Source organism: Streptomyces sp. AC550_RSS872 (assembly GCF_019049285.1).
Taxonomy (GTDB): domain Bacteria; phylum Actinomycetota; class Actinomycetes; order Streptomycetales; family Streptomycetaceae; genus Streptomyces.
This window is the reverse complement of the sequence record NZ_JAGMUL010000107.1, coordinates 1-22069: the sequence shown is the minus strand read 5'-3', so window position 1 is coordinate 22069 and position 22069 is coordinate 1. Positions and strand designations below refer to the sequence as shown.

At 70.6% G+C, this 22069-nt stretch carries 15 protein-coding genes and 1 pseudogene; 3 read left to right on the top strand and 13 right to left on the bottom strand.

Annotation, left to right across the window (positions count from 1 at the left end; all coding sequences use genetic code 11):
• Positions 1 to 204 precede the first annotated feature (204 nt).
• The 8 genes from KUM44_RS31890 to KUM44_RS31855 form a co-directional block, all read right to left on the bottom strand.
• Complete coding sequence (locus tag KUM44_RS31890; protein ID WP_217213239.1) at positions 205 to 1908, bottom strand: proline--tRNA ligase; 1704 nt, start codon at positions 1906 to 1908, stop codon at positions 205 to 207.
• An 89-nt stretch (positions 1909 to 1997) separates the two neighbouring features.
• A complete protein-coding gene (locus KUM44_RS31885; RefSeq protein WP_217213238.1) occupies positions 1998 to 2564 on the bottom strand; it encodes a GNAT family N-acetyltransferase in 567 nt (188 codons plus the stop codon).
• 113 nt (positions 2565 to 2677) lie between these two features.
• Complete coding sequence (locus KUM44_RS31880; protein WP_217213237.1) at positions 2678 to 3526, bottom strand: GNAT family N-acetyltransferase; 849 nt, start codon at positions 3524 to 3526, stop codon at positions 2678 to 2680.
• 258 nt (positions 3527 to 3784) lie between these two features.
• Positions 3785 to 4942 (bottom strand): flavodoxin-dependent (E)-4-hydroxy-3-methylbut-2-enyl-diphosphate synthase, encoded by a 1158-nt coding sequence (gene ispG / locus KUM44_RS31875; RefSeq protein WP_217213236.1) that lies wholly within the window; start codon positions 4940 to 4942, stop codon positions 3785 to 3787.
• Between the two features lie 169 nt (positions 4943 to 5111).
• The gene (locus KUM44_RS31870) at positions 5112 to 6404 is read right to left on the bottom strand and encodes an RIP metalloprotease (RefSeq protein WP_217213250.1); all 1293 of its coding nucleotides are present in this window, start codon (positions 6402 to 6404) and stop codon (positions 5112 to 5114) included.
• Positions 6405 to 6412: 8 nt separating this feature from the next.
• A complete protein-coding gene (gene dxr, locus KUM44_RS31865; protein WP_217213235.1) occupies positions 6413 to 7669 on the bottom strand; it encodes a 1-deoxy-D-xylulose-5-phosphate reductoisomerase in 1257 nt (418 codons plus the stop codon).
• Positions 7670 to 7775: 106 nt separating this feature from the next.
• Positions 7776 to 9710, bottom strand: coding sequence for an acyl-CoA dehydrogenase family protein (locus KUM44_RS31860; RefSeq protein WP_217213234.1), 1935 nt, complete (start codon positions 9708 to 9710; stop codon positions 7776 to 7778).
• A gap of 110 nt (positions 9711 to 9820) precedes the next feature.
• The gene (locus KUM44_RS31855) at positions 9821 to 9958 is read right to left on the bottom strand and encodes a hypothetical protein (RefSeq protein WP_254390422.1); all 138 of its coding nucleotides are present in this window, start codon (positions 9956 to 9958) and stop codon (positions 9821 to 9823) included.
• Between the two features lie 243 nt (positions 9959 to 10201).
• On the opposite strand from KUM44_RS31855, the gene KUM44_RS31850 reads away from it, so the two are divergent.
• The 3 genes from KUM44_RS31850 to KUM44_RS31840 all read left to right on the top strand — a co-directional run bounded on the left by KUM44_RS31850 (position 10202) and on the right by KUM44_RS31840 (position 14660).
• Positions 10202 to 11218, top strand: coding sequence for a LacI family DNA-binding transcriptional regulator (locus tag KUM44_RS31850; protein ID WP_217213233.1), 1017 nt, complete (start codon positions 10202 to 10204; stop codon positions 11216 to 11218).
• A 107-nt stretch (positions 11219 to 11325) separates the two neighbouring features.
• A complete protein-coding gene (locus tag KUM44_RS31845) occupies positions 11326 to 13377 on the top strand; it encodes a TIM-barrel domain-containing protein (RefSeq protein WP_217213232.1) in 2052 nt (683 codons plus the stop codon).
• Positions 13378 to 13472: 95 nt separating this feature from the next.
• Complete coding sequence (locus KUM44_RS31840; RefSeq protein ID WP_217213231.1) at positions 13473 to 14660, top strand: sulfotransferase; 1188 nt, start codon at positions 13473 to 13475, stop codon at positions 14658 to 14660.
• Between the two features lie 27 nt (positions 14661 to 14687).
• On the opposite strand, the gene KUM44_RS31835 is transcribed toward KUM44_RS31840, so the two are convergent.
• From KUM44_RS31835 to KUM44_RS46020, 5 genes and pseudogenes are all read right to left on the bottom strand, one after another.
• Positions 14688 to 15401, bottom strand: coding sequence for a hypothetical protein (locus KUM44_RS31835; RefSeq protein ID WP_217213230.1), 714 nt, complete (start codon positions 15399 to 15401; stop codon positions 14688 to 14690).
• A 38-nt stretch (positions 15402 to 15439) separates the two neighbouring features.
• A complete protein-coding gene (locus KUM44_RS31830; protein WP_217213229.1) occupies positions 15440 to 17650 on the bottom strand; it encodes a glycoside hydrolase N-terminal domain-containing protein in 2211 nt (736 codons plus the stop codon).
• On the bottom strand, positions 17647 to 19629 hold the full coding sequence (locus KUM44_RS31825) for a beta-galactosidase (RefSeq protein ID WP_217213228.1): 1983 nt from the start codon (positions 19627 to 19629) through the stop codon (positions 17647 to 17649). The genes KUM44_RS31830 and KUM44_RS31825 overlap by 4 nt, the downstream gene beginning before the upstream one ends.
• The gene (locus KUM44_RS31820; RefSeq protein WP_217213227.1) at positions 19629 to 21854 is read right to left on the bottom strand and encodes a sialidase family protein; all 2226 of its coding nucleotides are present in this window, start codon (positions 21852 to 21854) and stop codon (positions 19629 to 19631) included. Before KUM44_RS31820 ends, KUM44_RS31825 begins: the two co-directional genes overlap by 1 nt.
• Positions 21855 to 21971: 117 nt before the next feature.
• A pseudogene (locus KUM44_RS46020) lies at positions 21972 to 22069 on the bottom strand (carbohydrate ABC transporter permease); the annotation flags it as partial.

Here is a 22069-nt window from a genome sequence, read left to right as displayed (position 1 = left end):
GGGGTGCGTTGTCGGCTGCGGGTGCTTCGTGGTTGCTCGCGCAGTTCCCCGCGCCCCTTGGCGGCGGCCGCGGCACCCCGTTCCCTGGTCTCAGGGCCGTTCCCCTCCGTAGTGACGCCGTGTCACGTCCTACGGTCGGGGAACGGCCTGAGTGAAAGCCGTGAGGCGCCCTTGGTGCCTCGTAGAACTCTCTGAGGAGATCCTTTACGCGGTGAGGCGGGCGATCGCCTCGTCCACGGTCAGCTCCTCGCGCTCACCGGTCCTGCGGTCCTTGAGCTCGACGACGCCCTCGGCCGCGCGCCGCCCGGCCACCAGGATCTGCGGTACGCCGATCAGCTCCGAGTCGGTGAACTTCACGCCCGGCGAGACGCCCGCCCGGTCGTCGCACAGGACGCGCAGGCCGGCCGCGGAGAGCTTCTCGGAGACGTCGAGGGCCAGTTCGGTCTGGAGGGCCTTGCCGGCGGCGACCACGTGGACGTCGGCCGGGGCGACCTCGGCGGGCCAGCACAGGCCCTTGTCGTCGGCGGTCTGCTCGGCGAGGGCCGCGACGGCGCGGGAGACGCCGACGCCGTAGGAGCCCATGGTGACGCGGACCGGCTTGCCGTTCTGGCCGAGGACGTCGAGCTTGAGGGCGTCGGCGTACTTGCGGCCCAGCTGGAAGATGTGGCCGATCTCGATGGCGCGGTCGAGCTTGAGGCCGGTGCCGCACTTGGGGCAGGGGTCGCCCTCCTGCACGACCACGACGTCGACGTACTCGCCGACCTCGAAGTCACGGCCGGCGACGACGTTCTTGGCGTGCGTGGCGTCCTTGTTGGCGCCGGTGATCCAGGAGGTGCCGGGGGCCACGCGCGGGTCGGCGATGTACTTGACCTTCTCGCCCAGGCCCTGCGGGCCGACGTAGCCGCGGACCAGGTCCGGGCGGCCCGCGAAGTCCGCCTCGGTGACCATCTCGACGACGGCCGGGGCGAAGTGGGCCTCGACCTTGTCCATGTCGACCTCGCGGTCACCGGGGACGCCGACGGCGACGATCTCGCCGTCGACCTTGACGAGCAGGTTCTTCAGGGTCGCGGAGGCCGGGACGCCGAGGTGGGCGGCCAGGGTCTCGATGGTCGGGGTGTCGGGCGTCGGGATCTCTTCGAGGGCGGGCACGCCCTCGGCGTCCACCGGCTTCAGCTCGTACGAGATCGCCTCGGTGTTGGCCGCGAAGTCGCAGTTCGGGCAGTCCGCGAAGGTGTCCTCGCCTGCGCCGGCCGGGGCGAGGAACTCCTCCGACTTGGAGCCGCCCATCGCGCCGGCGGTGGCGGCGACGATGCGGTAGTCGAGGCCGAGGCGCGCGAAGATCTTCTGGTAGGCGGCGCGGTGCAGGGCGTAGGACTGGGCGAGGCCCTCGTCCTCCGTGTCGAAGGAGTAGGAGTCCTTCATCAGGAACTCGCGGCCGCGCAGGATGCCCGCCCGAGGGCGGGCCTCGTCACGGTACTTGTGCTGGATCTGGTAGAGGATGACCGGCAGGTCCTTGTAGGAGGACGCCTGGTCCTTCACCAGCAGGGTGAAGATCTCCTCGTGGGTCGGGCCGAGCAGGTAGTCGCCGCCCTTGCGGTCCTTGAGCCGGAACAGCTCCTGGCCGTACTCGTCCCAGCGGCCCGTCGCGTCGTACGGCTCACGCGGCAGCAGCGCGGGGAGCAGCACCTCCTGGGCGCCGATGGCGTCCATCTCCTCGCGGACGATGCGCTCCACGTTGGCTAGGACCCGCTTGCCGAGGGGCAGCCACGACCAGATGCCGGCCGCCGTACGGCGGACGTAGCCGGCGCGGACGAGCAGCTTGTGGCTGAGGACCTCGGCGTCCGCCGGGTCGTCGCGCAGCGTCTTCGCCATCAACTGGGACATGCGCTGGACCGGTGCGTTCGCCATGGTTCTCGTACTCCTGCTGGTTTGGGTTATGGCAGGAGGTTAGCCGGGGGGTACGGGGCGGTGGAAATCGGTTGGCGGGGGCCTTGCCCCTACCGGCGGCGGAGCGGGAGAGGTGCGCCCATCACGGCGTACGGCTTGGGGGCGCTCGGGAACAGGACCTGGCGGGCGAGGTCCTGGTAGCCGAGGGAGCGGTAGAGGCCGCGGGCCGGGCTCTCGAGGTCGATCGCCGAGAGGATCGAGCGGGGTTCGGCGGCACCGTCCGTGATCGTGGTGATGAGGGAACGGCCCACGCCGCGGTTCTGGTACTGCGGCAGGACGTGGAGTTCCGTGATGACGAAGGAGTCGTCGAGCCAGTCGTCGTAGCCCTGGGCCCGGAGGTACGGTTCCACGACGGTGGACCACCAGTGGGTACGGTCGTTGGGCATGCCGTAGACGAATCCGACGAGGCGCTCCGCTGTGGTGGCGCCGAGGGCCCTTGCTCCTGGGTACGTCATGTGGCGCAGGACGATTTGGCGCCGTACTGCCACCTCTTCGGGGCCCAGGCCGAAAGCGACGGCCTGGACTGCGAGGGCCTCGTCGACGCGGGCTGAGAGGTCCAGGGGGCCGATCACGATGTCGTCTGGTTGGCGGCGGTGTGCGTGACCGGGAAGGCGCATGTGGGGAGCGTACAGGGGACCACAGGTTGTCGGCCGACTGCATGTCGTGGGGGCTGGTCGCGCGCACGCGGCGGAGCCGCATATCGATACAGCCCCGCGCCCCTGAGGGTGTTTCAGAACAGGATGCTCATGAAAGCGCCGACCTCTTGGAAGCCCACCCTCGTGTACGTCCTTCTCGCCGCCGTGTTGAAGTCGTTCACGTACAGGCTCACGACCGGGGCCACGTCCGCCAGGGCGTAGCGCAGTACGGCCGCCATTCCGGGGGCCGCGAGTCCCTGCCCGCGGTACTCGGGGGCCACCCACACCCCCTGGATCTGGCAGGCCCTGTCCGTCGCGGCGCCGATCTCCGCCTTGAAGACGACCTTGCCGTCCTGGTCCAGGCGGGCGAAGGAGCGGCCGGAGCCGACGAGTTCGGCGACGCGGGCCTGGTAGAGCAGGCCGCCGTCCCCCGCGAGCGGCGATACGCCGACCTCCTCGGTGAACATCGCCACGCACGCCGGCATGATCGTCTCCATCTCGTCCTTGCGGATACGGCGGACGTACGGATCCGGGGTGATGTCGGCGGGCATGTGGTCGGTGACCATGAGGGGTTGGTGGGCGCGGACCTCGCGGGCCGGGCCCCAGCTGGGTTCCAGCAGGCGCCACAGCTGGGCGGTGGCTTCGGCCGGGCCGACGATGGAGGAGCAGCGGCGGCCGGACCGTCGGGCGCGGTCGGCGAAGGCGCGTACGGCTCGGGGGCCCGCGCAGATCGGGACGAGGTTGGCACCCGCGTAGCACAGGGAGGTGAGCATGCCGCCCTCGTACCAGCCCCACATCTCGCCGCCGAGGCGCCACGGGTCGAGGCCGGCGACCTGGACCCTGGACGCCACGAAGGCGTTCGCGACGGGCTCGCTGTCGAGGATGGCGAGCGCGGCGTCCAGGTCGCTCGGTTCGAGGACCCGGGAGGTGGTCTGGGTCAACACGTACGGGGCCTCACGCTGGGGTTCTGCTGGTCCCCGCACTGTACCTGCGGAAGCTTGGCCACGCCGCCCTGTGGAGGTTGGCCGGCGTTGAGGAGTGACGGTGGGGGCACCGCCTCGCCCCTGGGGGCTGCGCCCCCAGACCCCCGCTGTCGGCCCTCCGGGCCTCGTCCTCAAACGCCGGAGGGGCTGAAATTCAGCCGGACCGGGGCGGAGCCCCAAAAGGATGGGACGGGTAGGGGCAGCGGGGGCGAGATCCTCTCAGCCCGCCACCGAAACCGACGGCTCCCCGCTCGTCACGCCGTCCGCCTCCATCTGCTCGGCCAGCTTCATGGCCTCCTCGATGAGGGTCTCGACGATCTTGGACTCGGGGACCGTCTTGATGACCTCGCCCTTGACGAAGATCTGGCCCTTGCCGTTGCCGGAGGCGACGCCGAGGTCGGCCTCGCGGGCCTCGCCGGGGCCGTTCACCACACAGCCCATGACGGCTACCCGGAGGGGGACCTCCATGCCGGTGAGGCCGGCGGTGACCTCTTCGGCCAGCTTGTAGACGTCGACCTGGGCACGGCCGCAGGACGGGCAGGAGACGATCTCCAGGCCGCGCTGCTTGAGGTTCAGGGACTCCAGGATCTGGATGCCGACCTTGACCTCCTCGGCCGGGGGCGCGCTCAGCGAGACGCGGATCGTGTCGCCGATGCCCTGGGAGAGGAGGGCGCCGAAGGCGACGGCCGACTTGATCGTGCCCTGGAACGCCGGGCCCGCCTCGGTCACACCGAGGTGGAGCGGGTAGTCGCACTGGGCGGCCAGCTGCTTGTACGCCTCGATCATGATGACCGGGTCGTTGTGCTTGACCGAGATCTTGATGTCCCGGAAGTCGTGCTCCTCGAAGAGGGACGCCTCCCACAGCGCGCTCTCCACAAGGGCCTCGGGCGTCGCCTTGCCGTACTTCTGGAGCAGGCGCCGGTCGAGGGAGCCGGCGTTGACGCCGATCCGGATCGGAGTGCCGTGGTCCTTGGCGGCCCGCGCGATCTCCTTGACCTTGTCGTCGAACTGCTTGATGTTGCCGGGGTTCACACGGACCGCGGCGCAGCCGGCCTCGATCGCCGCGAACACGTACTTCGGCTGGAAGTGGATGTCCGCGATCACCGGGATCTGCGACTTGCGGGCGATCGTCGAGAGGGCATCCGCGTCGTCCTGTGTCGGACAGGCCACACGGACGATCTGGCAGCCGGACGCCGTGAGCTCGGCGATCTGCTGGAGGGTGGCGCCGATGTCGGACGTACGGGTCGTCGTCATGGACTGGACCGAGACCGGGGCGTCGCCGCCCACCGCCACCGTCCCGACCTGGATCTGCCTGCTCTTGCGGCGCTCGGCGAGCTTGGTCGGAACGGACGGCATGCCGAGAGAAATCGCAGTCATGTGCTGTGCAACCCCAAGTCGTGGATCAAGGTCCGGTCCCGTCAGCAGCGGGCTCCAGGCTTCGAGATTACGGCACTCGGGCTCACCCCAGCACATCACTGCCCGTAAACCCACTCAATGGAAGGCGGCCCAGGACATACGATCCCGGGCCGCCTCGAACACCGTGTGACTAGGAGATTCTGACCGGGTTAACGACGTCCGCGACGAGCACGAGAAGGGTGAAGCAGACGAAGATTCCCGCGACCACGTACGCCACCGGCATCAGCTTCGCCACATCGAACGGACCGGGGTCCGGGCGGCGCAGCACCTTCGCCGTGTTGCGGCGCAGCGACTCCCACAGCGCGCCCGCGATATGGCCGCCGTCGAGCGGCAGCAGCGGGAGCATGTTGAAGAGGAACAGGGACAGGTTGAATCCCGCCAGGAGGAACACGAACGTCGCCAGCTGCTGGGACGCCGGGATGTCCAGTGTCGCGATCTCGCCGCTGACCCTCGCCGCGCCGACGATGCCCATCGGGGAGTCCGGCTCGCGCGGGCCGTCGCCGAAGGCGGCGTCCCACAGGGCGGGGATCTTGGAGGGCAGAGCCACGAGGGAGTCGACGGCCTCGCCGACCCGGTCGGTCATCCAGGTCACCGAGTCGCCGAAGTCCTGCTTGACGACGCCGGTGGCGGCGCTGAAGCCGAGGAAGCCGGCCTGGACGTAGTCGTCCTTGACGTACGACCCGCCGGCGTCCTTCTTCACGACCCAGTTGGTGGCGATCTTCGCGTGCAGGGTCACTTCCTCACCCTTGCGGTCGACGACGATCGGCACGTCCTTGCCGGCGCTGTCGCGGATGAGGTCGGAGAGGGTGTTCCAGTCCTCGGTACGCACCCCGCCGAAGGAGACGATCTTGTCGCCGGCCTTCATGCCGGCCGCGGCGGCCGGGGACTTGGCGTCGGACGCCTTGCAGTCCTCTCGCTTCTCCGTCTGGGCGATGACGCACTGGGAGACCGAGCTGACGGTGGTGGTCTGCTGCTGGATGCCGAAGCCCATCAGCACGGTGAGGAACAGGCCCACCGCGAGGACGAGGTTCATGAAGGGGCCCGCGAACATCACGATGACCCGCTTCCACGGCTTGCGCGTGTAGAAGAGGCGGGTCTCGTCACCCGGCTTGAGCTCCTCGAACGCGGCCGAGCGGGCGTCCTCGATCATGCCGCGCCAGGGTGAGGTCGAGCGCGCTTCGAGGCGGCCGTCGGGGCCCGGCGGGAACATGCCGATCATGCGGATGTAGCCGCCGAACGGGATCGCCTTGATGCCGTACTCGGTTTCGCCCTTCTTCCGCGACCAGATGGTCGGGCCGAAGCCGACCATGTACTGCGGCACGCGGATGCCGAACAGCTTGGCCGTGGACAGGTGGCCCAGCTCGTGCCAGGCGATCGAGGCGAGCAGCCCGACCGCGAACAGCACTATGCCGAGGATGAACATCAGGGTCGTCATGCACGGGCCTCCGCCGTGTGTGCCGCCAGTTCCTGTGCCCGCCTGCGGGCCCAGGTCTCCGCTTCGAGGACGTCCGCGACGGTGAGTGAAGTTCCCGCGGGCGGGGTGCCGTGTTCCTCCACCACCCGCGTCACGGTCTCCATGATCCCGTTGAACGGCAGTGCGCCGGCCCGGAAGGCCTCCACGCACTCCTCGTTGGCCGCATTGAACACCGCCGGGGCCGTGCCCGCGAGCTGCCCCACGTGGCGCGCCAGGTCGACCGCCGGGAAGGCGTCGTTGTCGAGGGGGAAGAACTCCCAGGTCGACGCCATGCTCCAGTCGAACGTGGGCGCGGCGTCGGGAACGCGTTCGGGCCAGCCCAGGCCGATGGCGATCGGCCCGCGCATGTCGGGGGGCGTCGCCTGGGCGATCGTGGATCCGTCCGTGAACTCAACCATCGAGTGGACATACGACTGGGGATGCACGACCACCTCAATGCGGTCGAAGGAAATGTCGTAGAGCAGGTGCGCCTCGATGACCTCCAGGCCCTTGTTGACCAGGGTCGCGGAGTTGATCGTGATGACCGGGCCCATGGCCCAGGTGGGATGCGCGAGGGCGTCCTCGACCGTCACGTTCGCCAGCTCGGCCTTCGTGCGGCCACGGAAGGGGCCGCCGGAGGCGGTGACGACGAGCTTGCGGACGTCCGCGCGGGTGCCGGACGCCAGCGCCTGGAACAGGGCTGCGTGCTCGGAGTCGACCGGGATGATCTGCCCGGGCTTGGCGAGGGCCTTGACCAGCGGGCCGCCGACGATCAGGGACTCCTTGTTGGCGAGCGCGAGGGTGCGGCCCGCCTCCAGGGCGGTGAGGGTGGGGGCGAGTCCGATGGAGCCGGTGATGCCGTTGAGGACGGTGTGGCAGTCGGAGGCGGCGACCTGGGTGGCGGCCTCCGGGCCGACGAGGATCTCCGGGAGCGGCTCGCCCGTGCCGTACTGGGCCGTCAGAGCCTCCCGCAGCGCCGGTACGACGTCCTCGCGGGCGACCGCGACGGTCCGCGCCCTCAGCCGGTAGGCCTGCTCGGCGAGGAGGGCGACCCGGCCGCCGTTGGCGGACAGGGCGGTGACCCGGAACCGGTCGGGGTTGCGCAGCACGAGGTCGATGGCCTGGGTGCCGATGGACCCGGTGGAGCCGAGGATCACCACGTCCTTGGGGCCGTCTCCCGCAAGGGGGTCGTAGACGAGATGCGGGTCGGCGAGAGGGGCTGGACTGTCGCTCATTCCCCCATTGTGGCCGTAACGGCTGTCGGGGAGGACAGGGCGTCCCCTTCTGCGGGTTACAGGATGGTGAGAGGTCACTGCGGTCGGTGACCTCTCACCGTGTGGGTCACCTGATCGGGCGGTGCACGTTCTCCCGTTCGCTCGGGCCCGGGGTCGCGTCCGCGATCCACGGGGCGCCGTCGTCGGAGGGGTCGACGATGCCCTGCTCCAGCCACTCGTACGTGCCCGACATCACGCCCTTGACCACCTTGCGGTCGAGGTCGTCGGTGTTGGTCCACAGGCGGCCGAAGAGCTCCTCGACGCGCAGGCGGGACTGGCGGCAGAAGGCGTCGGCGAGCTGGTAGGCCTCGCGGCCGTGGTCGCCCTGGGTGCGCAGGTGCTCGGCGCGGACGCAGGCCGCGCTCATGGCGAACAGTTCGGCGCCGATGTCGACGATACGGCCGAGGAAGCCCTGCTTGGTCTCCATGCGGCCCTGCCAGCGGGACATGGCGTAGAAGGTGGAGCGGGCGAGTTTGCGGGACGTGCGTTCGACGTAGCGCAGATGCGGGGAGAGGTCGACGCCCTGCTTGAACTCGGCGTATGCGTAGGGCAGTTGGCCCTGGCCCGCGACCAGCTTCGGCAGCCACTTGGCGTAGAAGACACCGGCGCCCGCGCCTGCCTTCGCCTTGTCCTGGAGGGACTTGTCGGGATCGATGAGGTCGCCGGCGACCGAGAGGTGGGCGTCGACGGCCTCGCGGGCGATCAGCAGGTGCATGATCTCCGTCGAGCCCTCGAAGATGCGGTTGATCCGCAGGTCGCGCAGGACCTGCTCGGCGGGGACCGCGCGCTCGCCGCGGGCCCGTAGCGACTCGGCGGTCTCGAAGCCGCGGCCGCCGCGGATCTGGACGAGTTCGTCGGCGATCGTCCAGGCCATCTCGGAGGCGTAGAGCTTGGCGAGCGCGCCTTCGATACGGATGTCGTTGCGGTCCTCGTCGGCCATCTGCGAGGCGAGGTCGGTCACCGCCTCCAGAGCGAAGGTGGTGGCCGCGATGAAGGAGATCTTCGAGCCGACGGCCTCGTGGTGGGCGAGCGGCTTGCCCCACTGCTCACGGGCCGCCGACCACTCGCGGGCGATCTTCAGGCACCACTTGCCGGCCGCGACACAGGACGCGGGGAGGGAGAGCCGCCCGGTGTTGAGGGTGGTCAGCGCGATCTTCAGGCCGGCGCCCTCGGGGCCGATACGGTTCGCCGCCGGGACGCGGACCTGGTGGAAGCGGGTCACGCCGTTCTCGATGCCGCGCAGGCCCATGAAGGCGTTGCGGTTCTCGACGGTGATGCCGGGCGAGTTGGTCTCCACGACGAAGGCCGTGATGCCGCCCTTGTGGCCCTCGGACTTGGGCACACGGGCCATCACGACCAGGAGGTCGGCGACCACGCCGTTGGTCGTCCACAGCTTGACCCCGTCGAGGACGTAGTCGTCGCCGTCCGGTACGGCGGAGGTGGCGAGGCGGGCCGGGTCGGAGCCCACGTCCGGCTCGGTGAGGAGGAAGGCGCTGATGTCGGTGCGGGCGCAGCGCGGCAGGAAGGCTTCCTTCTGCTCCTGCGTGCCGAACAACTTCAGCGGCTGCGGTACGCCGATCGACTGATGGGCGGAGAGCAGCACACCGATCGCGGGCGAGGCCGAGCCGACCAGGGTGAGGGCCTTGTTGTAGTAGACCTGGGTGAGACCGAGTCCGCCGTACTTGGTGTCGATCTTCATGCCGAACGCGCCGAGTTCCTTGAGCCCGTCGATCACGTCGTCGGGGATGCGGGCCTCGCGCTCGATGAGGGCGCCGTCGACCTTCGTCTCGACGAAGTCACGCAGCTTGGCGAGGAACTCCTCGCCGCGCTGTGCCGCCTCGCCGGTGGGCATCGGGTGGGGGTGGATGAGGTCGAGGCGGAAGCGGCCGAGGAACAGTTCCTTGGCGAAGCTGGGCTTGCGCCATTCCTGTTGCCGGGCCGCCTCAGCCACCTGGCGGGCCTCACGCTCACTGACAGTAGGCTTCGTGGGTGCTGCGGACATGAGGCTCACCTCGCCGCGAATCGGGATCTTGGGCCGTTTGGTTACCGACGGGTGCTACCCGATCGTATGTACCCGATTCCGGGCGGCCCCACCACCCTGCGTGCAGCCGTTCAGCCGATGTCGACGGAGTGCGCCTTGCTGTCCAGACGTCCCGCGCCCTTGAAGACCTCGGTGCCGGACTCGATGCCGGAGATGTACATGTCGTTGCGAGCAGGTTGCGCCGTACGAGTGCGGTACCCGCTTTCCATGGCCCCCCACGGCCGGTCGTGGTAGGCAGGGACCCGAGCCACCGGCAGGCCGTCCCGGGCCTGTCGCCCCCCGATCGGTGGCGTTTCCCGCGCGCTCGGCGGCCCGGTTCGAAAATCGGAGTCGAAGCGCTTCGACAACCTATGGACACCCACCCCCGGTGAAGCTACTGTCGAACCACCCTCACACCCACCCCTGTACGTAGCGCGCACTGTCGAAGCGCTTCACAAAGCTTGGAGAGCTGGATGGTCACCCTCGCCGAGGTCGCCCAGCACGCCGGAGTCTCGGCGAGCACGGTGAGTTATGTCCTCAGCGGCAAGCGGTCCATCTCCGCGACCACCCGGACGCGGGTCGAGCAGAGCATCCGCGAGCTCGGCTACCACCCCAACGCGGGCGCCCGCGCCCTGGCCAGCAGCAGGTCGAACATCATCGCGCTGATGATCCCGCTGCGCACCGACATGTATGTGCCGGTGATGATGGAGATCGCCATTGCCGTGGCCACCACGGCCCGGACGCACGGCTACGACGTCCTGCTGCTGACCGGCGAGGAGGGCCCCGACGCCGTACGCCGCGTCACCGGCAGCGGGCTGGCCGACGCGATGATCCTGATGGACGTCCAGCTGGACGACGAGCGGCTGCCGCTGCTGCGCGGCACCGACCAGCCGTCCGTGCTGATCGGGCTGCCCGCCGACACCACCGGGCTGACCTGCGTCGACCTCGACTTCAAGGCGACCGGCGCGCTCTGTGTGGAGCATCTGGCGATGCTGGGGCACCGCGACATCGCTGTCATAGGCGAGGCCCCGGCCGTCTACGAGCGGCACACCGGTTTCGCCGAGCGCACCCTCGACGGACTGCGGCTGCGCTCCCAGGAACTGGGGATACGGCTGCTGCACCGGCCGTGCGAGGGCGGGTACGACGCGATGGCCGTCACCCTCGCCCGCATCCTCGACGAGCGCCCGAGCACCACCGGGTTCGTCGTGCAGAACGAGTCGGCGGTCGAACCGCTGCTCGCCCTGCTGCGCCAGCAGGGCCGGGCCGTGCCCGAGGACGTGTCGGTGGTGGCCGTCTGCCCCGACCAGGTCGCCGTACAGGCCTCGGTGCGGCTGACGTCCGTCTCCATTCCCGCGCAGGAGATGGGCCGGCATGCGGTGGAGCAGCTGGTCGCCAAGCTCGACGGGCGCGGGAGCGACGAAGTCTTGCTGATCGCACCCGAGTTGACGATCCGGGCGAGCACGGGCCCGGCGCCGTCGTCCACGCACTGACCCCGGCTCACCCATCCACCTCACCTCACCCACCGTGCCCTTCCGGGCACCCTCCTGCCCGCACGCTGCCTCCTTCCTCACCCCGCCGCCCGCTTCAGGAGCGCCCAGTGAATCAGCCTGCCGAAAACCACCCCGTGCCCGGCACAGTCAGCCTCGCGCAGTCCTCCCCGACCGTCGGCACGTTCCGTGAGCGGGACGGCGCGCTGGAGTGGAGCGGCCGTCAGGAGACCCTGCGCGTCGAGCCGTGGGGGCCGGACGCGGTCCGGGTGCGTGCCCGGCTCGGCGGCCCCGTCCTCGACGGGCTGCCCGGCGCGCTGCTGGAGTCCGCCCCGGCGACCGAGTCCACCGTCAAGATCGAGGACGGAGTGGGGGTGCTGACCGTCGGCGCGCTGACCGTCGAGGTCGACGCCGAGGGCCTGATCCGGTTCCTGCGCACCGAGGACGGCCAGGAGGTGCTCGCCGAGGAGCGGGCCCACTTCTGGTGGCCGGGCTCGCGGCTCTACACCGCCGTCGGCAACGGCTACCACCGCCTGGAGCAGCGCTTCGCCGCCTACGAGGACGAGAAGCTGTACGGCCTCGGGCAGCACCAGCACGGACGGTTCGACCAGAAGGGCCTGGTCCTCGACCTGATCCAGCGCAACGCCGAGGTCGGCATCCCGGTCCTGGCGTCCAGCCGCGGCTACACCCTGCTGTGGAACAACCCGGCGATCGGCCGCGTGGAGCTCGCGCACAACGGCACCCGCTGGGTCGCCGACTCCGCCCGCCAGATCGACTACTGGATCACTGCGGGCACCCCGGCCGACGGCCAGCGCCGCTACAGCGCGGTGACGGGCCGTACGCCGATGCTGCCCGAGTGGGCGGCGGGCTTCTGGCAGTGCAAGCTGCGCTACCGCACGCAGGACGAACTCCTCGACGTGGCACGGGAGTACAAGCGCCGCGGTCTGCCCGTCTCCGCGATCGTCTGCGACTTCTTCCACTGGACGCACCTGGGTGAGTGGAAGTTCGACCCGGCCGAGTGGCCTGACCCGGCGGCGATGGTGCGCGAGCTGGACGAGCTCGGCATCAAGCTCGTCGTGTCCGTCTGGCCGTCGGTCTCCCCGCTCTCCGAGAACCACCCGGTCATGGAGCAGCGGGGCTACTTCATCGGCACGCAGTACGGCCCGATGGCGCACGCCGACTGGCCCGACAAGGAGGTGGCCTCGACGGTCCAGGTGGCGTTCTACGACGCGACCAACCCCGAGGCCCGCGAGTTCGTGTGGTCCAAGGTCAAGCAGAACTACCTCGATCAGTACGGCATCACGGCCTTCTGGCTGGACGCCTGTGAGCCGGAGCTGAAGCCGGGCTTCCAGGAGAACCTGCGCTACTGGACGGGTCCGGGCCTGGAGGTCGGCAACATCTACCCGGCCGAGAACGCCCGCACCTTCTACGAGGGCCTCCTCGCGTCCGGCGAGGAGGAGATCGTCAGCCTCAACCGCTCGGCCTGGGCGGGCAGCCAGCGCTACGGCGCCGCCCTGTGGTCCGGCGACATCGGCACCGACTTCCCGACGCTGCGCCGCCAGATCGCGGCCGGCCTCAACACCGCGCTGTCCGGCATCCCCTGGTGGAACACGGACATCGGCGGCTTCCACGGCGGCGACCCGGACGACCCGGCCTACCGCGAGGTGATGGTCCGCTGGTTCCAGTTCGGCGCCCTGTCCCCGCTGATGCGCCTGCACGGCTTCCGCGACCCGGGCATGCCGCTCGGCCCGGACATGACCGGCGGCCCGAACGAGGTGTGGTCGTACGGCGAGGAGGCCGGCGCGATCCTGGAGCGGTACCTGCGGCTGCGCGAGCGCCTGAAGCCGTACGTCCTTCAGGTCATGCGCGAGGCCCACGAGGAGGGCCTGCCGGTGATGCGGCCGCTGTTCCTGGAGTTCCCCGAGGACGAGGCGGCCTGGTCGGTCGACGACGCGTATCTGTTCGGCCGTGACCTGCTGGTCGCGCCGGTCCTCACGGCCGGGGCGACGACCTGGACGACGTATCTTCCGGCGGGGTCACGCTGGACGGACGCGTGGACGGGTGAGACGTACCAGGGCGGTACGACCGTGACGGTCGACGCCCCGCTGGACCGCATCCCGCTGTTTCTGCGGGACGGGGCACGGCTTCCTGTAGCGGAGTAGCCGTGTCGGGGGGGGCGGCCGGCGGGTGGAGGTCTTCCGGTTCGCCCCCCAACTTCCTTACTGCTGAAGCGATTTCGACGCGATAGGGTCCCGCCGTGTCCTCCTCTCCCCTCGCCCTCACCCTGGCCAACCAGTTGCTGCGGCCCGCCTTCGGATCGCGTCGTTCCCCCAGCCGGGTCTTCGACCGGATCGTCGAGGAGACGGGAGTGGTGGACGGGGACCGGCAGTTCGTGGACGACTTCCGCGCGCTGCTGGGGTGGTGGGCCGAGGCTGAGGACCTCACGCCGGTCGGGTGGCAGTCGGCGCAGGTCTTCGTGCGGCGGCATCTCGCCAACCGGGCCCGGGTGCGGAGGCTGATCGCCGAGCACCCGGAGATCGAGCGGGAGCCGATCGAGCGGCCGGTGTTCGTGGTGGGCCTGCCACGCACGGCGACGACGGTGACGCACGCCGTGCTGTCGCTGGCGGAGGAACACCGCAGCCCCCTTCTGTGGGAACTGCTCGGCCCCGACCTGGAGTTGCCACCGCGCGAGCGCCGTAGGGCGATCACGGCCGGGCGCCGGATGGTCCAGGGCGCCAACCTCTTCACGCCGCGCTTCCGCGACATCCACGCGATGGCCGCCGAGGGCCCGGAGGAGTGCACCTTCGCCCTCCCGCACGCGCTGATGCCGCTGTCGCAGGCCAGGATCCCCGAGTACGAGGCGTGGTACCGCGAGCGGGACTTCACTGACGACTACCGGTATCTCAAGCAGGTCTTCCAGGTGCTCCAGTACGGCCGCCCGCGCCGCCGCTGGATCCTCAAGTCGCCGCTGCACCTGGGCAATCTGGACGCGTTGCACACCGTGTTCCCGGACGCCACGCTCATATGGTGCCACCGCGACCCGGTCACCGCCGTGGCGTCCTTTTGCAGCCTGATCGAGCACGGCATGTCCGTCAGTACCCGGCCCCTCGATCTGCACGGCATCGGGGCGACCTGGTTCGGCCTGCTCAGCCGTGCCATGCGGCGCGGGCTCGCCGCCCGTACCGTCCTCCCCGGCGAGGCGGTGGTCGACGCCCCGTACTCATGGCTCGGCACCGACCCGACCAGGGGCGCTCCCCGTCTCTACGCCGCCGTCGGCGCCCACTGGACCGACGCCGAGGCCGCCCGCCTCGCCGGTGCCGTCGCCCGCCCGAAGGGCACCCGACCCCACCACTACGACCTGGCCCGCTACGGCCTGACCCGCGCCGAGGTCGAGTCGGCGTTCGCGGACTACAACGCGCTGCGGGCCGAGGTCGACCCCGGATGAGGGGACGACCCCGGCCCCGGCGACAGGTCAGCTGCTGCTGACCGTCAGGTTGTTGGTGTTGAAGTTGAGCCCGCCGGACGACGAGGTGATCTCGTAGCCGAACTGGACGTCACCGATGGTCTCGCTGCTGGACATCCAGCCCTTGCCGGCGATCCAGTTGAGGATGGGCTTGATGTCCACGGTGCCGGCGTTGGAGTCGGAGGTCCGCAGGAACGAGTACACGTTGTTGGCACCGTTGGTGCCCTTGAAGACGTTCCAGGTGTGGCCGCCGAGGCTGACGCTGCCCTGCGAGGTGCCGATCGGGCCGACGGCTCCGTTGTAGTTGACCCAGAGCATGATCTCGTGGTCGTGGTCGGTGTCCCAGATGTCGTACGACGTGTTGTACGCGCCGGACGACGGGACGGTGACGTTGTAGCTGCTGGTGAGCGAGCCGAGGGAGGCGATGGTCTTGTTGATCGCCTTCGTGGAGTTGGGGTAGGACTTGATGCCGCCGGTGTTGGGGTGGTTGGCCCAGACACCCCAATTGGTGCCGGAGTTGGCCCAGGTGCACTGGCTGCCGGCGCCGGAGCCCCAGATGTTGTTGTAGAGCGTGTAGCCGTTCAGGTTCGTGCTGCCCCACTGGTCGCAGGTGTTCCAGACGGCGGCCGAGGCGGGGGCGGAGGCGAGTCCGACGGTGGCGCCGAGGGCCATCGCCGGGGCCAGTACCGCCATGGTTATCTTGCGCAGTGCGCTCTTTGCCATGGTGTCCCTTTCCATGGGTGGGGGGAAATGCGGGGGGATTACCACGCCCCCAATGTGAGGACGTGGTCTTCTCCGGCGACGAGGTCGAGCGGCTGCTTGTCGACGTCGTCGCCGGATGAAGTCCGGAGTTCGACACGGACGGTGCGGGACGGCTTCAGGACCGCCCTCGCGCCGTCGCGCGTCCAGGTCAGGTCGACCTCCGCGCCGAACCGCGTGCGGACGCCCCGGAGCCGGCCCTCCCGGAAGGCGGGGGGAAGGGCGGGCAGCAGGACCAGGCGGTCCGGGGTCGACTGCACGAGCATCTCGATCAGTACGGCGGGCAGGGTGTGCGCGGCGTCCGCGTTGTAGACGTCGCGGTTCGGGTAGTGGGCGCTCATCAGGGAGGCGTGGAAGAAGTCGCCGTCCAGGACCTGGTCGAGGGCGTGGGCGACCCGGTCGGCGTCCCTGAGGCGGGCCGCGATCAGGGCGTGGTGGAGGTGGCCGTGCGCCGAGTCGTTCTCGGCGCCGCGCAGTTCGAGGGCGCGGTGGGCGGCCGCGGCGAGGCCGGGGGTGTCGTAGGGGGTGATCTCGTCGAGCGGCCAGACGCCGTAGAGGTGGCTGAGGTGGCGGTGGTCGTAGGTGTCCTCCAGGCCGGGCCAGGCCCATTCGGCGAGGGCGCCGTCGGCGTTGATCCGGTGCGGAGGGAGGCGGTCGGCGAGGGCTCGCCAGCGGTCGGCGTCCGGGGTGTCCGGGTGGTGGTCGGCGGCGGTGAGCAGGGCGTGCCGGGCCGCCGAGAGGTCCATGGCCGCGTTGATGGTGCCCCAGCCGGCGTTCGCCGGCCGGTTCTCGGGTGAGTAGGAGGGGACGACGACCAGGTGGCCGTCGTCGTCGGTCCGGGTCAGGAAGTCCTCGTAGAAGTGGGCGACTTCGGCGAGGGCGGCGGCGGTGCGCGGGTCGCGGGTGCCGTGGGTCTCGTCGTGGTCGACGAGCGGCTTGAGCAGCCAGTCGGCTCCGGCGGTCCACAGGTGCAGGGGGTATTCGCGGTTGAAGTGGTAGATGTGCCCGGACTCGCCGTCGGTGTGGGCGGGGGCCACCACGCCCCGGGTGCCGAAGACCGCGCGGGCGTTGTCGCGCCAGTCGGGCAGCTGGCGTTGGAGCAGCGCGGCGTGGGCCTCGGTGACCTCGGGGAGGGCGGCGGCCGCTGCGGAGGCGGTCTGGAGGTTGAGGTTGGCGTCGTTGGTGAACGCGCCCGACCAGGCCGTGTTCCAGTCGCCGGTCCACAGGCCGGTCAGCCGGGGCGGAAAGAGGCCGCTGGCGGACAGCAGGTGGTAGCGGCCGGCCGCGAAGAGCCGCTCCAGCAGGCCGGGGGCACTCGGGCGCTTCAGCAACTCGGAGCCGGGCAGGGCGCGTTGGTCCGGGTCGGCGGTGAGGTCGAGGGTGACGCGCTCGTAGGCGGTGCGGTGGAGGGCGACATGGCGGGCGAGGAGCTCGTCGTGTCCCGTGGCCGCCAGGTCGCGCAGGGTGCGGCCCTCCGCGGTCACGTCGAGTTCGCCGGTGTGGCGCCGGACCCGGGTGAGGAGCAGGACGGAGCGGGCCTGCTCGATCTGTGCGCCCGGAGGAGCCAGAGCCGCCGTACCGCCGTCGACGGCGATCAGTGTGACGCCGGTGAAGGCGCGGTCGCTGTCGGGGTAGCGGGCGCGCAGGCTGAGCAGGGCGCCCTCGGGGGTGAGGACGGCTCCGTGGCCGACGCCCAGTGCGGCGGGGGCGCCGGGGAGGAGGTGGTCCAGGGAGATGCCGAGGGTGGGGCCGGGTGTCGTGATGTGCTGGACGATCACGTCGTCGGCGCGGGAGACGAAGACCTCGCTGGTCCAGTCGGCGCACTCGGCCCGGACCACGCCCGTGGCGAAGTCGACGGACCGGCGGTAGCCGTGCCCTGCGTCGGACGGCCGGCGCAGCCGGATCTGGAAGGCGGGGTGGAAGGGCTGCACCCACTCGAGCGGGCGGCCGTCGGTGAAACTTTCCGCCGCGGTGTGGTCGCCGGCCAGGAGGCGGTCCTGGAGGGCGGGGAGGTCGGCGGCGAGCTTCGGGGGACGGGTGTCGCTGCCGTTGGGGCGCACCAGGGTGTGATGGGTGACAATGACGCGGTCGTCGTTCGGATCACCGAACACAAGGGTGCCGTGGTGGCCGTTGCCGCTGAGGAAGGCATCCTCCCAGCGCGCGGCGGGCTGCGGTTCCCACGTTCCGTGGGCCGGGGTCGAGGTCGGGGTCATGACCGCAGTATCGCCACGTCGTAGCGGCCGAGGGTGACCCGGTCCGTGAGGTCCGTCCCGGTGAGCAGGTCGTGGTGGGTGCCGGGCACCTCGACGGTCACGGGTTCGCGGCCGTGGTTGAGCACGAACAGCAGCTCGCCCCGGCGTACCGCCTCGACCTGTTCGGGGAGGCCGTCGAGTACCGGACGGACGCCCGCGCCGTCGGCGATGCGGGCCAGCAGGCCGCGCAGGGCGTCCGGTTCCGGGAGGGTGGAGAGGTACCAGGCTCGGTCCTTGTGCAGGACGGCGGGCAATCCGTCGAGTTCACCACCCTTGTACGCCACGGTGTCGTCGGAGGTGCCGTCGGCCTCCAGTTCCTCGGACCACAGCGTGCCGTGGAAGCCCTCGCAGGCGACGGTCTCCCCGGCGTCCAGGGGCCACCACTCGTGCAGGGTGCGGATGCCGAACAGTGCGCGCAGCCGGGCGTCCATGCCGCCGGGGCGTACCCGGTCGTCCTGGTCGGCGACGCCGGTGAGGAAGCCGCAGACGAGGGTGCCGCCCTGGCGGACGTAGGCGAGGAGGTTGTCGATCGCCGCGTCCGTGAGGAGGTACAGCTGGGGTACGACGACGAGCCGGTAGGCGGTCAGGTCGTGCTCGGGGTGGGCGAAGTCGGTGGTGAGGTGGGCCTGCCACAGCGCGCGGTGCCAGGTCTTGAGTATGCCGGCGTGGTCGATGTGCTGGGAGAGGCGGCCGTCCTGGGCACCGGCCCACCAGGCGTGCCAGTCGTGCAGGACGGCGATGTCGGCGCCGCTGTGCCGGCCGGACACCTCCGGGGCGATCCGCGCGAGGTCGGCGCCGAGCTGCTTGACCTCCTGGTAGGTCCGGCCCTGCTCCCCGGCGTGGCTGACCATGCCGGAGTGGAACTTCTCCGCGCCCTGCCGGGACTGGCGCCATTGGAAGTAGCAGACGGCGTCGGCGCCGCGGGCGACGGCCTGTAGGGACCACAGGCGGTTGAGGCCGCGGGGCTTGGGGTGGTTGACGCCCCGGGAGTTGACAGGCCCGGCGGCCTGTTCCATGAGCATCCAGGGCCCGTGTGCCTGGGAGCGGGTCATGTCCTGGACGAGGGCGCCGGTCTGGGCGCCGAGCGGGTCGTGCGGGTCGGGGTAGATGTCGACGGAGACGACGTCCTCCTCCTGGGCCCAGCGCCAGGCGTCCTGCCCGAACCACAGCGGCATGAAGTTGCTGGTCACCGGCAGGTGCGGGGTGTGCCGGCGGACGATGTCGCGCTCGGCGACGTAGCACTCCAGGAGCATGTCGGAGGTGAAGCGGCGAAAGTCCAGCACCTGGGTGGGGTTGCGCATGTAGTGCGGCAGGCGGGCCGGCAGGATGCCGTCCCAGGTGTCGTAGCCCTGGCTCCAGAAGGCGGTGCCCCAGGCGGTGTTGAGGGCCTCGAGGGTGCCGTACTTCTCCCGCAGCCACCGTCGGAAGGCGGCGGCTGCCTGGTCGCCGTGGTCGAAGGTGCAGTACTCGTTGTTGATGTGCCACATCGTCAGGGCCGGGTGGCCGCCGTAGCGGGCGGCGAGGTCCTCGGTGATGGCGGCGGCGTAGCGCCGGTAGGTGGCGCTGGAGTGCGAGAAGTGCTGCCGGCCGCCCCACCACTCGGTGCGGCCGTCCTCGGTGACGGGCAGGGTGTCGGGGTGCAGCCGGCCCATCCACGGCGGGGGCGAGGAGGTCGGGGTGGCCAGGACGACACCGATGCCGTTGTCGTGCATCAGGTCCATCAGCCGGTCCAGCCAGCCGAACTCCCGCGCGCCCGGTTCCGGTTCCAGTTTCGCCCAGGAGAAGACACCGAGGGTGACCGAGTTGACCCCGGCCTCCTTCATCAGCCGGACGTCCTCGTGCCAGATCTCCTCGGGCCACTGCTCGGGGTTGTAGTCGCCGCCGAAGAGAAGGCGGCCACGGGTGGCGGCGGCGAGGGTCGGTCGTTGCGGTTCGGGCATCACACCGGGTCTCCGTACTGGACGCCGCGTCCGTTGGTGGCGAGGTAGACACGGCCGTGGATGCGCGGGTCACCGATGACGGCCGTGCCGATCCAGCCCCACTGGTGCTGGTCGTCGTTGATCCGCACCCAGGTCCTGGCCTCGTCGTCGGAGCGGTGGACGCCGGTGACGGTCCCGATCGTGCCCACCTGGTAGATGGCGGGGTAGTCGGCGCCGTCCGCGGCCTTGCCGAAACCGAGACACTCCGAGGCCCCGACGCCGGTGACCTTCGAGAAGCTCGCGCCGCCGTCGGTGGAGCGGTGCAGGCCCTCCCCCTTGGTGCTCAGCCACAGGTCGCCGGACCTGCCCGGCGCCGCGACCAGCTTGAACTGGCTGTCCCCGGAGGGCAGTCCGGTCGCACGGGCGGTGAAGGTACGGCCACTGTCAGTGCTGGCGAGTAGCGTTCCTGTGTCGGTGTCGTACGCGTAGAAGAGCGTCGGGTCGGCCGGGTCGGCGACCGGCGTGGCGCCCTTCGGGAAGGAGGTGACCTCGGACCAGGTGGCGCCGTTGTCCGCGGAGCGGTGGGCGGGGTACTTCGTGCCGTCCGAGTGCACGAACACCCAGAGCAGCACGCTGCCGTCGGCGTTGGTGGCGATCGGCGCCGGTGCGTCCTTGGCGATGGAGGGCTGGGTCTTGAAGGGCGCCCAGGTCTTGCCGCCGTCGTTCGAGTAGGCGCCGTTGCCGTCGTTGCTCCAGCCGGTACGGACGACGTACGCCGGATTGGCCGCGGCTTGGGCGAGCCCCATCGCCGACCCGAAGACCGGGTTCGACGCCATGCCGCGCGAGGGCGATGCCGTGAGCGACTCGTGGTACATCACCCCGATGTCCCCGAGACCGCTGATCAGATGCGCCTCCCCGACCGGGGGCGAGATCAGCAGGCGCACGGCCGTCTCCTCCAGGCCACGGATCTGCGGTGCCCAGTTCTTCAGGTCCCGCGTGCCGTAGAGGGTGGCGCCGGTGCCGTAGACGATGTGCCGCGAGTCGTACGGGTCGAGGGCGAGGGCCTGGATCCACCAGCCGAACTTGGGCTTGTCCCCGCCCCACTTGAGGAAGGGCGTCTCGGAGACGTCGAGGACGGCCGTGTCCTTCAGGGACGTCCAGGTGCGGCCGCCGTTCGTGGAGCGAAAGACGGTGTCGATCTCGGCCCATCGGTTGTTCGTGGAGACGACGACCGTGCCGGGCCGGCGGGCGTCGACGGCGACACCCCCGTAGCCGAAGGTGTCGGGGGATCCGTCAGCGGCGGTCCCGCCCGGCTCGACCGGTGTGACCTCGGTCCACTTGCCGTTGAGGGTGCACAGCTTGTGCACGCTGCCGTCGGACTGGCCGCCTGGGCCGGGTGCGTTGGCGTACGTCACGTACAGCTCGTGGGTGTACCGGTCGTACGCGGCCCGGATCGGGACCTTGGCGGCGGTACCGGAGGGCTGGCGGGGGACGGCTTCCCAGGTGGTGCCGTTGGCGGTGCGGTAAAGGTTCTTGGCACTGGCCGTACCGTCCCCGTCGCCCCAGCCGGCGTAGAGGGTGCGCCCGGCGGCGACGAGGAAGGTGACGCCCTGTCCGGTGGCGCTCGGGGAACCCGGGAATCCGGTCACGGCTGCCCAGGTCGCGCCCCGGTCGGTCGACTTGAGCAGCCCGTCGTGCCGGGTGCCCAGCCACAGGGTGTTGCTGTCCCGCGGATCGACGAGCAGCCGCTCACCCGTACCCCGGCCGTCCTCGTTGGCGCCGAGCTTGACGCCGAGGTCGGTGCGGGCCCAGGTGGCACCGCGGTCGTCGGACCGCAGGATCGCCCCGTTGCCGGCCCAGGACTGGGTGTAGGTGCCCAGGGCGAGGTAGACGCGGTTGGGGTGCGTGCGGTCGACGGCGATGGCCTCGACACCGGTGAGGTTCCAGTCGTCCGGGCCGAGGTGATCGGTCAGCGGGGTCCAGCGGGCGGTGCGGTCGTCCCAGCGGTAGGCGCCGCCGATGTCGGTGCGGGCGTAGGCGAGGCCGCGGACGGCGGGGTGGAAGAGAACGCCGGAGATGAAACCGGTGCCGCCGATGACGGCGTTGCGCCAGCGGTAGGCCGACGCGGCGGTGGCGGTCGGTGCCGCAGCCAGCGCCTGTCCGGGGAGGAACGGGACGGCGGTGAGCGCGGCGGTCGCCGCGGTACCGGCGAGAACGACACGTCGGCTCGGAGCGGACGCGGGCATGACATACCTCGTTCCGTGCGGTGAGGAGAAAGCGGTGGGGAGAGGGGGAAGCTTGGGCCCGCCGCGGCCGACCGCTGATGGAGGCAGGTCGGCCGCGGCGGAGTCGGAATGTGCGGCTCAGCCCTTGATGGCGCCGGTGAGCATGCCCTTCTTGAAGTGGCGCTGGACGAAGGGGGAGGCAACCGCGACGGGGATCAGTGCGAGGACCATGACGG